The organism is Brevibacillus reuszeri (assembly GCF_002897295.1).
Lineage (GTDB): Bacteria > Bacillota > Bacilli > Brevibacillales > Brevibacillaceae > Brevibacillus > Brevibacillus reuszeri_A.
This window is the reverse complement of record NZ_BEXF01000023.1, coordinates 90,187-103,739: the sequence shown is the minus strand read 5'-3', so window position 1 is coordinate 103,739 and position 13,553 is coordinate 90,187. Positions and strand designations below refer to the sequence as shown.

The window sequence follows — 13,553 nt, the reverse complement described above, 5'->3', positions numbered from 1 at the left end:
CTTTGTCCGACATGCTCCAGTCACCGCGTCAGTTTCCTTTCACGGGTAGTCGGCTGGTGATAGGCAAATGTTGGTATAGCCTAGCTGCTTAAGCAGCAATGCGATGCAGCCCGTCTGGGCGCACAAATACCTCATCAAAACGTCCTTTACGAGTGAACTCAGGTGGAAGTGAATCAATCTTATTTGCGGTTGCAAATATGAATACCGGCTTTTCCTTCTCTTGGAGCCACGTGAGGAAAAAACCGAGTACACGCTGAGTAACACCTGAATCGCCCGTTCCACTACCGCCTGCACCTGCAAACATTTTTTCAATTTCGTCGATCCATAAAATGCATGGGCTGATTGCTTCTGCTGTTTTCAATGCTAATCGCATTTGTTCTTCTGACTCACCTACATATGAACCAAAGATGCGACCAATATCAAAACGAAGTAAGGGCATCTGCCAAGCAGCTGCAAGTGCCTTTGCGGTTAGCGACTTACCGCAACCTGGGACACCGGTAACAAAGACTCCTTTTGGAGGACGAAGACCAAATTCTTTTGCCAGTGGTAGGAAGTGATTTTTTCTTTTTAAAGCCCACGCTTTCAAATTTTCGAGCCCGCCGATGTCGTTCAACTCAAGCTTTGGAGAAACGAACTCCAAAATGCCTGTATTATTAACAAATTGAGCTTTCAGTTTTTGAACAGTTACTATTGCTTCATCATTAAATGCTTTATGCCGTACATACGCCAAAGCAAATGCGTTCTCAGCTTCTGACAATGTAAGACCGCGAGTAGATTGCAACAATTTATCTTTGTTATCCATGTTTAACGGTTTATCGATTGAGCTCACAACTGAATCTAGAACTTTTCCCAATTCATCTATATCCGGTAAATCAAATTCGAGCAATGTAATATCCTTTTCAAGTTCCATCGGCAGCTTGATCGTTGGCGAGACGAAAATCAGATGGCGTTCTTGTGTTTTTCCCAAAGGAATCAGATCTTTTATTTTCTGTTGTATTTGCGGATCATCAATAAATTCTTTGCGATGCAAGTTTTGGAAGACATACAAGACAGCACCTTCGATCTTGGTTACACCATCTACTCCCAAATACTCTCTCTCGACGAATTTTAAAGCTTCGTAGGGATCCTCCGTCTTTGAAAACCCGTTTTTGTTTGTTGGATCAATAAATCCCTTTGTACAACTCCAAACTCGAATTTTTATAGATTTTCCACTCTTTCCGAGATGAGCAACCCGTTTGAGTGCTTCCACGACTCTATCGACTTCCCAATCTTTGATCCAGAGCGCTGGATAACCAGCATTAATATAATCCAATATCCTTTTTTCCATCTGTTCCTCCTTAACTCACATAGTAACAATCTTATTTTTATTATTTACCTTTAATTAAATAAACAAGGAATGTTATTACAATGAAGTTTACTATATATTTAATAAGTAGTAAATGATAAAAACAAAATACTCATCATACTATTCATTCAGCACGCAATTATTTGTTTACATAGCATTTATTATGTTAACTAATCGTGTTGTTCTTCGTATTTGATTAAATTCAATTGCATTCGATTCATCCTATGTTATACTGATTGCAAGCAATTCTTTTTCAACTTGTTATTTTTGTCATGTTGACGTAACGACCTATCCGGGAGTACTCGGTATTGAAAGCACAAGCCGTTTGGCTTACACATCCTTATTTGGGTGTGTCGCCAAATGGCTTTTTTGTATTCAAAATACGGAGGTGTAGTTAATGAACAGAAAACAAGTAATCCTTGCAATTTCAAAGATACAGAGACTACAAGCCTTGAAGAAACAATTTGCTTTTGGCCAAATTATTATCCGCTCATAATGCAGAATATTAATGGAAAGGATCAGGTGATGAAATGAACGATAGTATACACTTGCTTCGAAAGTTGATAATTCGATTTACCCTTAATCGTCTGTCGCTTCTCCTACCAGCGATCGCATTCTCGAATGCTATGAGTACTTTCAGGGGCCCTACCCCTTTTTTCTTCGATGAAAAACTAGATCTCAGTTTAAGAGTCGGATGATTGTTTCATTAAAACATTCGTTCATCTTGTATCAATGGCTCCAATAATGTAGTATTTACATTAGTCGAAGATAGATAACAGTAAGAACGCTGCTGCGGAAACACCGGGGTAGGCATCCTTTTATTAAAGGTGCCTATCCTTTTTTATTTCACAGCGAATACAAAATCTAATATCATTTGAAAGGTGGCTTTTAAGTATGCCTCTTACTTTTTCTCAACTCATCACACCTATGAACCTCGTTAACTCCAAGGAGACCTATTTTTTTCTAAATGACCAAAGTATAAAGTTAATTGATACTAGGAATTTAAGCGAATATGCCACGTTTGTAGGGTTTTCAATGGGAGCTCATATCAACGGTTCCATAAATACAGCAGCTGGTACTAAAATAACGAATAGCGCAAATGAGTCTAACGGTTTCGCAGTTCCGTTTTTATATGAAGAGCTATCCTACTACACGGTTGTCGTCTTTTCATACCTTTGTTATCAGGCGAAGATGAAGGATTCAGCTTCGCTTGTGGTGAATGTTGGCCACATTGTAAAACGATTCAACTTAAGTAAAACAAAGGTTACAGAGGCACTAGCTGAGTTACTGATCTACAGGTACCTACGGGTCGATAATTCTCAAAAGAAGAAGGTATTTATCATTCCAGGACTTGAGGAGTTTTATCAACGTAAGGAGAGCATGCCTTTATAAGGCGCTCTCCTTTTTTTCGCTATATATGAGTAAGTCAATCATCAGTAAAACCATATACTGCTCAAAATATGTCAGAGGACTATTCAAGTTCATTTCATAGTTTTCTATGAACAAGCGGATCGATTCAATTCCTCTATCCAAATCACTGTCTATGGCACTAACAAGGCATGTAAACAGTGCATTTCGCTGCCTTTCAGTCAACTCATTTAAATCTATGGACAGTGCATTTACCAAACCACTATCGGTAAAAGTACTTGGTATTGTCCCTAGTTTCAATTGTTCATTTGAAATCAATTTCTTCATTGCACGCATTTTATCAAGTGGTAAATATCCTGGATCAATACTGACTTTTATCATTTGTCTCTTATTAACCGTGGCTTGAGAGACTATATAGCTTTCTTGAAGTACTTTTAAGTTTTTCTCTAAAAGGGCTATCTTCTCTTTATAGTTAGTTTTGTCATTAAGATCCTTGCTTGCTTGTGTTAAATGACTAATATCCGACTCTATGATTTGAAATAACGTTTCTACGACTACCGGTTTTATTGGTTCCTTTAACAACTGCTGTAGTTCTCTCATCCTGTTTAAAACATGTTTATACGTTTCGTTCCACATTAAAAAGCTTTCCTCTTTAGGTAACAAATTCGATATCATTTTGGAAATATCCATTTCAAACCTCCTCAAATTTATAAATAAAAAAGCGCAAACTCTCTCAGCAGAATAAAAGCTGAGTGAGTTTGCGCGGTGTTTCCGTGCCTCTTATTAATTTGTTTTCAAATTACACATCGTTATTAATTGACTAAACCATTTATCGTCAAGTAATGAGTTTTCAGATACAACATTTTCCTCAATTAACAATTCAACATCAACTAACGGAGGGTATTTATCTAAATCATTTTTTAATATTTCTTTCTGCTCTCTTTTAACAAACCTTTTATATGGGGCTTCACCTAGATTTTCAATATGAGTTATATCATCTTTGGATAAAGTTCTAAAAATTGTAGTTCTGTCCGAATCTTCATCCTCAATGATATGCTCTAATTGAGTGAGATAAAATTTAATAGGTTTCTGAGCTGGCATTAAAGCTCTCCTCCTGACAACATAAGAAATTAAAGTACTGTGCCCCGTAATTGTGACAAGTTAATTATACCACGTCCTGTTAAATGACTAAAGGATGCCATTATTCCTCTCTTAATTGCTTTCGATAGATATCTATATACACAGGTAATTGCTTCTTTAAATGTGGACCTAGTTGGCTTAGTAGATCAATATCTGTACATCCTCTGACGATAAGTGTATGTAAAAATGTTAAATTAAGTCGTTCGAGAGTTACTTTTACTCCTCCAAGTTGAGTGATTAATTCAAACCATTTATGTATGACAGAACTTCGTAATGGCTTATGAACATCATGTAAAGGAGTAATTAATAAACTAATTTCACCTCCATTTTCTTCTCTAATGATTGCCATCCATTCCTTATAATAACGTAACAATTGCTCGGCATGAAGCATTTTTATACATCTATCAGATAATTGTATTTCATTTTTTTCAAAGTCAAATTGATTAACTCTAATATGAGTAATCTCTTTCATTGATAAACCCTGAAGACCTAATTCTACAACTAATAAATTTCTCTGTCTTGTAATATTGTTACCGGCTGCAAGCATGATTGCTTTTAAAAATTCTAATTCTTTCTTAGTATATGGAAATATTATAGGATTTTTCAATTCAATACTATTATCAATTAAATTCAAATTACTATTTGATAAAAATTCAACAAACGAATTTATAGCTGACTTCTTTTTGGGAATTACTGATTTCGAAAACCTATTTTCTATATAAAAATTATAATCGTTAAGACAGCTTTTAAATGTTTCGTGTCCACTATTTTTATCTAACCACTCAGTGAACCTTTTGGCTTCAGCAATGTAATATTGTACCGTTTCTTCACTTAATTTAAGATCCAATAAGTAACTTTGATACTCATCGAGATTGTTACTTTTGAAGGGATTAACTGACATTATATTGTGTACTCCCTTTTTAATTACTTTATCAAATACTACCATGTTTTCGTAATTCTAGGCAATTATAACCATAAGACGAAATTCGACGGTATTCAAAAAAACGAACCATTTTTTGGTTCGTTCTTTTGATTAGGAGTTGAAAAACCTAGCAGGAGGAATTTCAATTGGAGAGTCTAATGAATCATCTACTGTGTATATATGATACCTGGCACCATGTTTCATGACTTTCGGTAGATATGTTGTCATGACATAACTATTCATTTGAACGATTTGCTCATCTTCCTTAGTTTCGGTTACAACTCTAAAGCCCTTTATTTTAAAGGAACCTGCATATTCCGCATGTACGGGATATGTTACTCTTCCAAGTGGTCCAATTACAACTTCAACTAATCCTTGTGGGATTACATTCTTAAGAATTCTTCTAGTATTATGGCGATACATAGTTAGAGTTTTAAAACCAGAGATAAACTCATGTTCAATCGATGAAAGTCGGCCATCATCATCGAAATCAAATGTTGTTATCGTATTTTCATCCTTTCCATTAATAAGGCTTCCTACTTCTTTTAAAGCAAGAACTATCTCTTCTAGGTTCTTATCGATGATGTGATTTTCAATGGGTAGGTCTTCTTCAGATTTCGTACTAAAAAACTTAAGAGTATATTTTGATCTGTCTCGAAATAGTTGAATCTGTATTGTAATACGAGCCCCTCGTATTAAATGAGATTCATCTCTATGCATTTTTCGTAATCCATCTAGTAATTCACTCATTTATGTCACCTCTGCGATACGATATCCGATAACAAATTCCTTTACCAAACAGATACAAAATAGTTGAAACGTTTCCTCCAGCACCCATTTGTAGAACTTTATTACCAGTGCAATAGTAATGATATCATGGTTTGTCATTTTTCTTGGACTTAGGAAAAATGACAATATTTCGCGCATTTCGACACGATGTGACAGTATTTTCTCTATTGATACAATAATCGAACTAAAAAGTTTTGCTAGCTGTAGTGCATAGTTCTACAAATTTTGACTTTTGATGAGGTAATGCACAGGTTGTATATGTACTAAATTTACATACAGCTAGCGCAAATAGAGTTTGGGACTTTAATATCAATGTGCAATTTATTGCTTGGATGACATCATCCAACCCTTGGGACGTATTACCTATTAGAAAATTGTAGTCAGCTCGGGCAATCAAGAAAGCGTAAATGTGTTTTATGTCCAATAGATTATCCTGCTCCAGCAACAAAGTTATCTCTGTATTAAACTCTTCCATAAAGCCTGGTACCCGCTCTAGTAAGCTTTGCTTCACAAATGCAGACAGAATTATCGGTAGGCATAGAAATGGAATATATTCTACTCTATCGGTAGAATTTTCTCTGGGAGGGTAGTTTTTAATGAGTTGAAGCAGCTGATTAAGTGCTCCTTGATCCCCCATTTCTACATGGATAATTAATCGGAGAATCATTGTCCATTTACTTTGTTTTACACCTAGGGCCTTTTGATATTGATCAATTAATTCTAGTGCAGTCTTGTAATCACGTTTTTTACGTGCTGCATAAATTTTATAAACCAATGTCTCTAATAATTGACCCGAGTTTTTAATTGAAACAAGCTTTAGTTGTTCGTCACAGTACAAGTAGACTTTCTCCCAATCATCCAGCAAATAGTAGGTTGAAATTAAGAGGCCATAAGCCCTCTGTTTCAATATCTCATCGTCCATATAGGTGGCGTAAACCCCTAACTCTACGGCACTTTCATACGCTTTGCTCATCCCCAATTCCATCTGAAGGATAAATTTTTTAATATGAATTTGTGCATTTTCACCTAATTTGAAGTCAACTAAACTCGTAATAATGGAATAAGTGTAAATGGCGCTGTCTAGTTGTCCAATTTTCTCCAACTTTTCTGCAATTCCTTTTAAAATTGCTATTGGGGGATCATCAATTATCTTCACCTTGTCGACGACCAATCTACAATATTCATACAGCCCTTTATCAATACACAGATTGATGAACTTATTTAGCTTTTGTTTAGATACTTGCGTTTTTGAAGGGTGCTCGACGATAAGATACTGATTAATATACTCAGGGAAAAATTCACCTTCTACAAATCCGAGAGCTTCCGTTACAATCATTAGAAATGCAAGACTCATTCCCCTATTCTTTTTGAGAATGTTATGTACTGTAGCGTTGTCGTAAGTATTTTCAGATCCTTGCTTCAGTGCAATCTCGTTTATTTTTTGTGTCAAATGGAGCTGCTTATATCCCAAGTGCGCCATTCTCTCCCAAATCATGTCGACAAGATCTTTTTGATGACCAGGATCTATCATCACTTACCTCCTTAGGAAAAAAGGAAACCTCGTTGTAGGAAGTTTCCTTCGAATTCACTACATTCCATATAAGACAATGGGTGCAGTCCTGATGATTATAAAACCCATAATCGTTCCACCAATGAGAAGCCTCGACCATTTTGAATAACCAGGGTGCTGAATGACTTTACCAAACAATTGAATGAGAATGGCGCAGAAGAAAATCAGTACGCAAAATTTTGAGGCTACAGTTGCAATTGCGATTCCCGAATCGATCGTCGCTTCATCTGCAACATCAGTAATGTTTAATTCCCCAGGTTTCTGTCCAGATACTTTCTCGATAAGGGCATCGTTTTCTGATTTTGATGCACCAAGGGCTGTTGAATAGATGGATACCATAACTACAAATGCAATCAGAAGTATTGCAGCTATTTTCTTTTTCATTGATTTTTTTCACCTACCGTCACACTCGTATATCCATTGATTTCTCCATCTACTACATTTACATAAAACCTTTTATTCGCTTGAAATTGAACTGGTAGATAGGTCGCCATAATGAATTGATTGCTCTCAAGTATTTTTGTCTGCTCACTAAAGTGCATGAGTGGCAAGGCTACTTTTCCTCGTAGGGATACTCCTTCACCATTAACATCAATCATGATTTGGGAGGAAGGTGCAAAAATCTTAGTAAGGTTTGTAACAATCCGTTTATACTCTAAAACTGTTGGCGCCTTTAGTATTACCTCAATACTCGCGATCACGTTTTCTTGACTTGGATCAATCTCAAAAATGTATGTTACGTATGGGGAGTTTACGATTTGATGAATCTGCTCAGCTTTCTCCACTAAATGCTGATGCTGAATGTTTAGTAAGCATAGGTTGTTAGCAGTATCCTTAATCATCTCAACGACATAAGACGCTGGTGCTACTAAGTTAAACATTCCTTGTACAGGGACTACATTTACAATGTCATTGTTCACGTTTTCCTTTATCATTTGGCACACTCCTATTCGGAAAGTTAGTTTTCTTTAATGAATACGTGCCTACTCTAATATATCAAAAAGTAGGTAAAGACTACAATACAAAAGTGCTGCTCTTACCCTGAATATTACAAATTTTATCAGATTCCCCCTTATCCTTTTATGAGAAGATGCTCTCCCTCTCAAATCGATTCATTTAGTAAATGAACCCATTTGAAGGGGGGATTCTTTCCCCCAATTTAACACACAAGCTTTTTGACTTTTAAAGCTCGGTATTTACTACCGAATTTAATAAGCTGTACTTCAAAATCTTGACCACTTACTAGTTCTGTATTACAAAAGTCTTCAGGCATTTTCACCCATCTATATTCGCCATGTTTATCTGCTAAGCGGGCGACATCGCTTTGAAAAGATACACATTTCACTGTGATACTGGTCGGATGACCTGTTACAGAATCAAAACCTTGTATACTTAAGTCATTAGCGTCCCAATTCCCCTTATGTTCTCGCATATGGGTAATATCTACAATGCGATCCGTCTCAACATTTGCAGCTACCCTGGAACGTAAGGTACTTAGTATCAGATCTATATTTTCTGGTTCTCTTGCAAGATCCATCGTTTCGATCTCATCTATTTGAATAGCATCATCTTTCACAATCGAATTATGAGAGAGCTGCTTTACTTCGTGTGTTTCTACTTTTGATAACTTTTGATTGGGCTGATTGTTTGAATGCTCTTTTGTATGTTTTTGTGGTTGCTTCATTTTTCGACTCTGCGTTAACTCGTGAATGGGAGCCGACAGTGGTTTGATTGTTTTTGGAGCGGGGTTATTCATTACCTCCTCATGGGGTGTTTTTTGGCTTACTTTAGGTTCAATGTGTAGCGTATCGATTGTTATTTGCTTACTAGCAATTACTTTCTTTGTTGATGTACGTTTACGACGCTTTCTTTTCTTTTTCCCTTGATTACCATCTTGTAAAGCTGTTTTGGGATGAATGGCTTTTTTCTTTTTCGCTTTTTGATCGTGATTATTGGCATCCGGAGTTGGTAACTTTAACGCCATGATCACAACCACAATAAACAAAATGATTTTCTCGAATGCACCTCTCTGAGAAAAAATCGTGTAAACCAGTAGGGCAATTAATGTTAACGAGTACATTGTTGCATAGAAAGCTAAAAAGGACTCTTTAGACGGTAATTTTTTCTTCAGCCAATTCATGACTACACCTCCATAGAATTTATCTATAAAAAAAGCAGATACCCTAATCATGCACTCGGCATTTAGGATATCTGCTTCATAGAAACTACTTGGAAAGATAGAATCATTCTCGAATCTAGAGGTCTTCCTTTTCATCATCTATCCATAGATAATGATTAGAAATGAACCTGAGATTTACACTCAGTTTCACGTTCACAATCAGGAGACTTCGCTATCTGGTAATTGAGATCACCACGGTGAAATCAATGCAAGATAAACGAAATTTCCTGACAAAACCGAAACTGAGTTAAGAATATCTATCTCAACATCAGTCATCGGTGGTAAAATCGTTTTTCATGTCAATCCAGTTCATTCCCACCTCGCGAGTGTAGAAATCATCCTGGATAAGCTCACGAACATCTCTACTCTTTGATAAGAGGAAATGTATGTGTGCAGAAAACCGATCGTTGTGATAAAACCGCTCCTGCATTACCTGAAATAAGGTAATGACAGGAGGAGAGTCTTATCACAAATGGAGCTTCTCATATATACATAATTGTATATATAAGAAGTCGGGGCCCAAGAGCTGGACATTTTCTCTCCCTACTCTGTAGGGGATGTAATCATTGCTGATCACATCGACGCTTTGGGAAGCGTTAAGAAAATGTCACTACGTTACGTCCCACCGGACCACGCGCTACCACCCGAGTTAAGTTAACCTCCAATTACCACCAACCTACGACTCAAAAACTAGTAAACGTTTGTTCAATATATTTGCTTTCATATACACGTTACTCACTTCCTCTCTGGCTAGGCTAAAAATATAGAAAGCCCGCCAGCCACTTGATAAAACAATACCCACTTCGACATAGCATACAGCTAAATCAAAGAGGTATTGTTCATGATCAAAGCAGCCAACGGGCTGATATCTTAGATATGTCGTCATCAGACGATTAAACTTGGCTATAGAAGATAGCCACTCAACAGAAAAATAAGAAATAGTAAATATAGTTCTATCTTAACTCAACCATCCTATTTTTGTAAAGAAAAAAAGAAGCGACCTAATCGCTTCTTTCATAATCACTAAGCATCTCGTAGTGTTAGTATCTTCTGCTCGTTTTCTTGATTTATTTCAATTACACCTTTTTTCTCCAGTTTCTTGATTGCTTCTGTAATAGATGATCTGGCGAACCTGAGATCTTTTCCAATCGTAGTATAGGACCCTCTGAGAACTCGTTCACTTGATTCCTGAATGGCTTGAATAATTGCCCTTTCAGATGCAGACATGCCATCATCAATCGTGTTTGCATCGCCACTTTCTAATGTTTTCTCTTCTTGTAATTCAACTACCTCTTCTTGCTTTATTTCCGCAACTTGTTCGGATACTATGGGTACCGGTTCCTGCTTCGATAACGTTTCGTAAGCAGTGAGCAATTCGACACCATTTTCGTCTAACAACGTGGCCAATGATTCAAACGTTTTTACTACAGCGGAAATCGCACCATTTGAACCTGAGAATCGAACTGTTTGATCCGGATTAACTGCTGCTCTTCCGAACCTAACAAACTGGGTATTATTGTCCAATAATGGGATGTTTTCTAACGCGTTGGTTAATGTATTCCTCCAGGATACACTATTTGTATCCTTCATCCGTTTCGCGAACATAGCTAAGCCAGGCAGTGTACCAGCATGTTTAAGTAGGGTGCCCGCTGGGACCTCATCCGGAATGGAATTCATAACGATGGTAAAGAAATCTTCAATTTCACTGATCATATCTTCTGTCTTTTCTGTTGGCTTGTTTTTAGTTACACCAAAGAACGTAGATACGGTCGTGTAAATCGTAGAAAAGAGGAAAAGATAGTCACCTTTGAGTTTGGTTCCTTCATTGAATGGTTGTACATATTGCTTAACACTATCAAACTGGCAAACCAGCTGTGCTACGTTAACCATAGGATCACTATGGTTAAATGAGATAGCAAGTGCTTTAGCTACTTTTTTACCTTTCTGGTTAAAGTCATGAAAAGCTTGTTGCTCTTGTTTCTTAGAAAGTCCTACATAGACAACCATCGGGATCACTGAATCCAAAATTAAAGCCTCCTGTTCTTTCAGCTTATCAAGTAGGTGTTGTAACGCTTTTTCAATCACTTCCTCTGATACGCTTGTTTGAATATTGTCGTCTTCAGTGATTAACCCAACCGCTTCCTGTAATTGAAGGAAGAGATAAGGCACTTTTCTTATTTCTTTGGCAATCGTTTCAGAGTTTGGCTCCTGTATTTCCATGATGATAGAGCTCAGTGTAATGGTACCTGATTTTTCAAGTACCTTCTCAACCAAACTGATTTCCTTCTTAATTTGTTTCAAAGCTTCCCATGCACCAAATAAGCGATGTTGACCATCTAGTATCGCTTCAATACCATCACTACGTCTGGATGCTGTTAATGCTGGAAAATAGGCTCCGTACGTTTTTCCGTCTAGCGCACGTCTAAGGTAGGCAGCAATTTCTTTCATGTGAGCCTTTGACAGTTTTCTTTGTGCCTCTGGATCAATGATCAACTGACCAGTTTCAAACAAATTAATCATTTTGCTTACGCGTTTCACCACAAAGTCCACTTCTGTCGTTAAAAACTTCAACTCTTTTCTATCCATTTATTTTCATCTCCTCAAATATGCTAGTTGGTTTTCCCGGTCCCTTTTTCCTTGATAATAAATTCAACTTCTACTTAACCCCCATATATCCCTCCTAAAAAATAAAAGCCAATCCAAAAAATGGACTGGCTTCGTGTATTTTTTCATTTTGAATTGCATGCGAAATAACAGCTAGAAATAGCCTACTGGCTAGTAAAGAGAGAATAACACTCCGCACCTGAAATACAGATGCAATAAAAAGATAAATACTAAATAAAGGTATATATCCATATTGTAGTGTAAATATTTGTACTTTACAATATCCATAATGGCTTTCCGTTCATTCATATCCCGAAGTTAAACTCTAGCTGCTCCCTGTCCCGTTTTGTAAAGTGCACTTTCGGATAGGATACAGGGATTTCTAATTGGAAAGCTTCCTCATATGCTTGTTCAAGACTCGATAGGAATTTTACATTGTACGCGATACACTCTTCATTGGACCAATCCGGCTTTCTATCAAAACCGTTCGGAGTAAGAATCGTTCCATCGCCCATCAACCTTGGAATTAAATAGGAAGTACTATCTGAAGAGAAAAAGGGAAATTCAAACAAGAGCTTACTACTTCCCCCTAACCAATGATAACTAATATTGGAGTGCCTTTCGAATACTTTCTTGAAAAATGCTCTTTTTGCCCCTTCACCATGTAATGTCACGATTCCACCAAGAGCAATAAACGGGTGATCTTCTTTTACCATCTCATCTAGATCAGTCATTGGAGCATCCCAGTGAAAAATTGGAATTGGGGGCACACCAACGATTCGGGTCAACTGCTCTTGATTATACTTCGTCTTCTCACTATCCCCAAAAACATCGAGGTTGAGATAATATGTAATCGCTCCTATCTTCAAAAACGTTTTTACGAATTGGCCATACTCCTCCAGGGTTATTGGTTGAATGTTACCTTCTTGAACATTCGTGCTATCCATTCCATGAAATGACATATCAAGTTGATCTACGAGCTGGTCTTGCAATTGCTTTTGCTTAAGCCACTTTTGCTCCGCTTGAAAGAGACTGAACGCTCCAGAATCAAGTAGCACTTTACTTTTATTAGATAATATATCCGGAACCCATCGTTTCGGATTAAGGTCTCTTAAATGGAAATACGACAAGCATAAACAGTCGCCCCCATTGTTGAAAACAAGTTTCCGATCCGAAGGGCTTTTTGCTAATCCAGAGAAATAGTATCTCAGGCCCTTTATTACGAGGCGCATCGTTCCTTTGGCTGTTCGGTAATTCGTTGATATATCTCTAAACACTAAAAGCATGAGTCCAAACAAAGAGCTAGTATAATTATGGAACTGCTCTAGATCCTTTCGAGTTACCGTTCGAACCTGAAAGGTGTAATGGATTGCTTTCCTTAAGTCTTTTCTTGAGATTCGAATCGTATTTTGTGAACTGATTACTTTAATATCTAAATACTCTTTCGTAATCTCTATGATATTATGTTCTTTACCCATACCAGTAACATAGTGCTTATGCTTCCGAAAGAACAATTTTTCTTGCTTCTTTGTACGAAACCAGTATTTATCCATCTGCTGATCCTCCTATTCCTCCCGTTTACCGGGAGGACAATGTGAATTGTCAAAAACTCCCGGAAATCAAAAAGGCTAGGGAA

General features: G+C 37.0%; 12 protein-coding genes. 1 reads left to right on the top strand and 11 read right to left on the bottom strand.

Going from position 1 to position 13,553, the window contains the following annotated elements; genetic code table 11:
• Positions 1-88: 88 nt before the first annotated feature.
• Positions 89-1,327 (bottom strand): AAA family ATPase, encoded by a 1,239-nt coding sequence (locus C3B52_RS27410; RefSeq protein WP_103109559.1) that lies wholly within the window; start codon positions 1,325-1,327, stop codon positions 89-91.
• A 912-nt stretch (positions 1,328-2,239) separates the two neighbouring features.
• On the opposite strand from C3B52_RS27410, the gene C3B52_RS27405 reads away from it, so the two are divergent.
• Positions 2,240-2,737, top strand: a complete 498-nt coding sequence (locus C3B52_RS27405; protein ID WP_103109558.1) for a hypothetical protein — start codon at positions 2,240-2,242, stop codon at positions 2,735-2,737.
• On the opposite strand, the gene C3B52_RS27400 is transcribed toward C3B52_RS27405, so the two are convergent.
• The 10 genes from C3B52_RS27400 to C3B52_RS27355 form a co-directional block, all read right to left on the bottom strand.
• The gene (locus C3B52_RS27400; protein ID WP_103109557.1) at positions 2,732-3,403 is read right to left on the bottom strand and encodes a hypothetical protein; all 672 of its coding nucleotides are present in this window, start codon (positions 3,401-3,403) and stop codon (positions 2,732-2,734) included. The genes C3B52_RS27405 and C3B52_RS27400 overlap by 6 nt on opposite strands.
• A gap of 93 nt (positions 3,404-3,496) precedes the next feature.
• On the bottom strand, positions 3,497-3,814 hold the full coding sequence (locus tag C3B52_RS27395) for a hypothetical protein (RefSeq protein WP_103109556.1): 318 nt from the start codon (positions 3,812-3,814) through the stop codon (positions 3,497-3,499).
• A 100-nt stretch (positions 3,815-3,914) separates the two neighbouring features.
• Positions 3,915-4,754 carry a site-specific integrase gene (locus tag C3B52_RS27390; protein ID WP_103109555.1) on the bottom strand — a complete coding sequence of 280 codons (840 nt, stop codon included), beginning with the start codon at positions 4,752-4,754 and terminating at the stop codon, positions 3,915-3,917.
• A gap of 132 nt (positions 4,755-4,886) precedes the next feature.
• Positions 4,887-5,525: a hypothetical protein gene (locus C3B52_RS27385; RefSeq protein ID WP_103109554.1), complete on the bottom strand. Its 639-nt coding sequence runs from the start codon at positions 5,523-5,525 to the stop codon at positions 4,887-4,889.
• Positions 5,526-5,748: 223 nt separating this feature from the next.
• A complete protein-coding gene (locus tag C3B52_RS27380; RefSeq protein ID WP_103109553.1) occupies positions 5,749-7,095 on the bottom strand; it encodes a hypothetical protein in 1,347 nt (448 codons plus the stop codon).
• A 57-nt stretch (positions 7,096-7,152) separates the two neighbouring features.
• Positions 7,153-7,518, bottom strand: a complete 366-nt coding sequence (locus C3B52_RS27375) for a hypothetical protein (RefSeq protein ID WP_103109552.1) — start codon at positions 7,516-7,518, stop codon at positions 7,153-7,155.
• A complete protein-coding gene (locus C3B52_RS27370; protein WP_103109551.1) occupies positions 7,515-8,069 on the bottom strand; it encodes a hypothetical protein in 555 nt (184 codons plus the stop codon). The genes C3B52_RS27375 and C3B52_RS27370 overlap by 4 nt, the downstream gene beginning before the upstream one ends.
• Positions 8,070-8,293: 224 nt before the next feature.
• Positions 8,294-9,274, bottom strand: a complete 981-nt coding sequence (locus C3B52_RS27365) for a hypothetical protein (RefSeq protein WP_103109550.1) — start codon at positions 9,272-9,274, stop codon at positions 8,294-8,296.
• Between the two features lie 1,062 nt (positions 9,275-10,336).
• Entirely contained in the window at positions 10,337-11,899 is a 1,563-nt protein-coding gene (locus C3B52_RS27360) for a DNA sulfur modification protein DndB (RefSeq protein WP_103109549.1), read from the bottom strand.
• A 323-nt stretch (positions 11,900-12,222) separates the two neighbouring features.
• Complete coding sequence (locus C3B52_RS27355; protein ID WP_103109548.1) at positions 12,223-13,470, bottom strand: hypothetical protein; 1,248 nt, start codon at positions 13,468-13,470, stop codon at positions 12,223-12,225.
• Between the last annotated feature and the right edge of the window lie 83 nt (positions 13,471-13,553).

What these genes read in the sequence shown, in the direction of transcription:
- C3B52_RS27410 (WP_103109559.1), bottom strand. Translation starts at nt 1,327, where the DNA reads ATGGAAAAAAGGATATTGGATTATATTAATGCTGGTTATCCAGCGCTC.
- C3B52_RS27405 (WP_103109558.1), top strand. Translation starts at nt 2,240, where the DNA reads ATGCCTCTTACTTTTTCTCAACTCATCACACCTATGAACCTCGTTAAC.
- C3B52_RS27400 (WP_103109557.1), bottom strand. Translation starts at nt 3,403, where the DNA reads ATGGATATTTCCAAAATGATATCGAATTTGTTACCTAAAGAGGAAAGC.
- C3B52_RS27395 (WP_103109556.1), bottom strand. Translation starts at nt 3,814, where the DNA reads ATGCCAGCTCAGAAACCTATTAAATTTTATCTCACTCAATTAGAGCAT.
- C3B52_RS27390 (WP_103109555.1), bottom strand. Translation starts at nt 4,754, where the DNA reads ATGTCAGTTAATCCCTTCAAAAGTAACAATCTCGATGAGTATCAAAGT.
- C3B52_RS27385 (WP_103109554.1), bottom strand. Translation starts at nt 5,525, where the DNA reads ATGAGTGAATTACTAGATGGATTACGAAAAATGCATAGAGATGAATCT.
- C3B52_RS27380 (WP_103109553.1), bottom strand. Translation starts at nt 7,095, where the DNA reads ATGATAGATCCTGGTCATCAAAAAGATCTTGTCGACATGATTTGGGAG.
- C3B52_RS27375 (WP_103109552.1), bottom strand. Translation starts at nt 7,518, where the DNA reads ATGAAAAAGAAAATAGCTGCAATACTTCTGATTGCATTTGTAGTTATG.
- C3B52_RS27370 (WP_103109551.1), bottom strand. Translation starts at nt 8,069, where the DNA reads ATGATAAAGGAAAACGTGAACAATGACATTGTAAATGTAGTCCCTGTA.
- C3B52_RS27365 (WP_103109550.1), bottom strand. Translation starts at nt 9,274, where the DNA reads ATGAATTGGCTGAAGAAAAAATTACCGTCTAAAGAGTCCTTTTTAGCT.
- C3B52_RS27360 (WP_103109549.1), bottom strand. Translation starts at nt 11,899, where the DNA reads ATGGATAGAAAAGAGTTGAAGTTTTTAACGACAGAAGTGGACTTTGTG.
- C3B52_RS27355 (WP_103109548.1), bottom strand. Translation starts at nt 13,470, where the DNA reads ATGGATAAATACTGGTTTCGTACAAAGAAGCAAGAAAAATTGTTCTTT.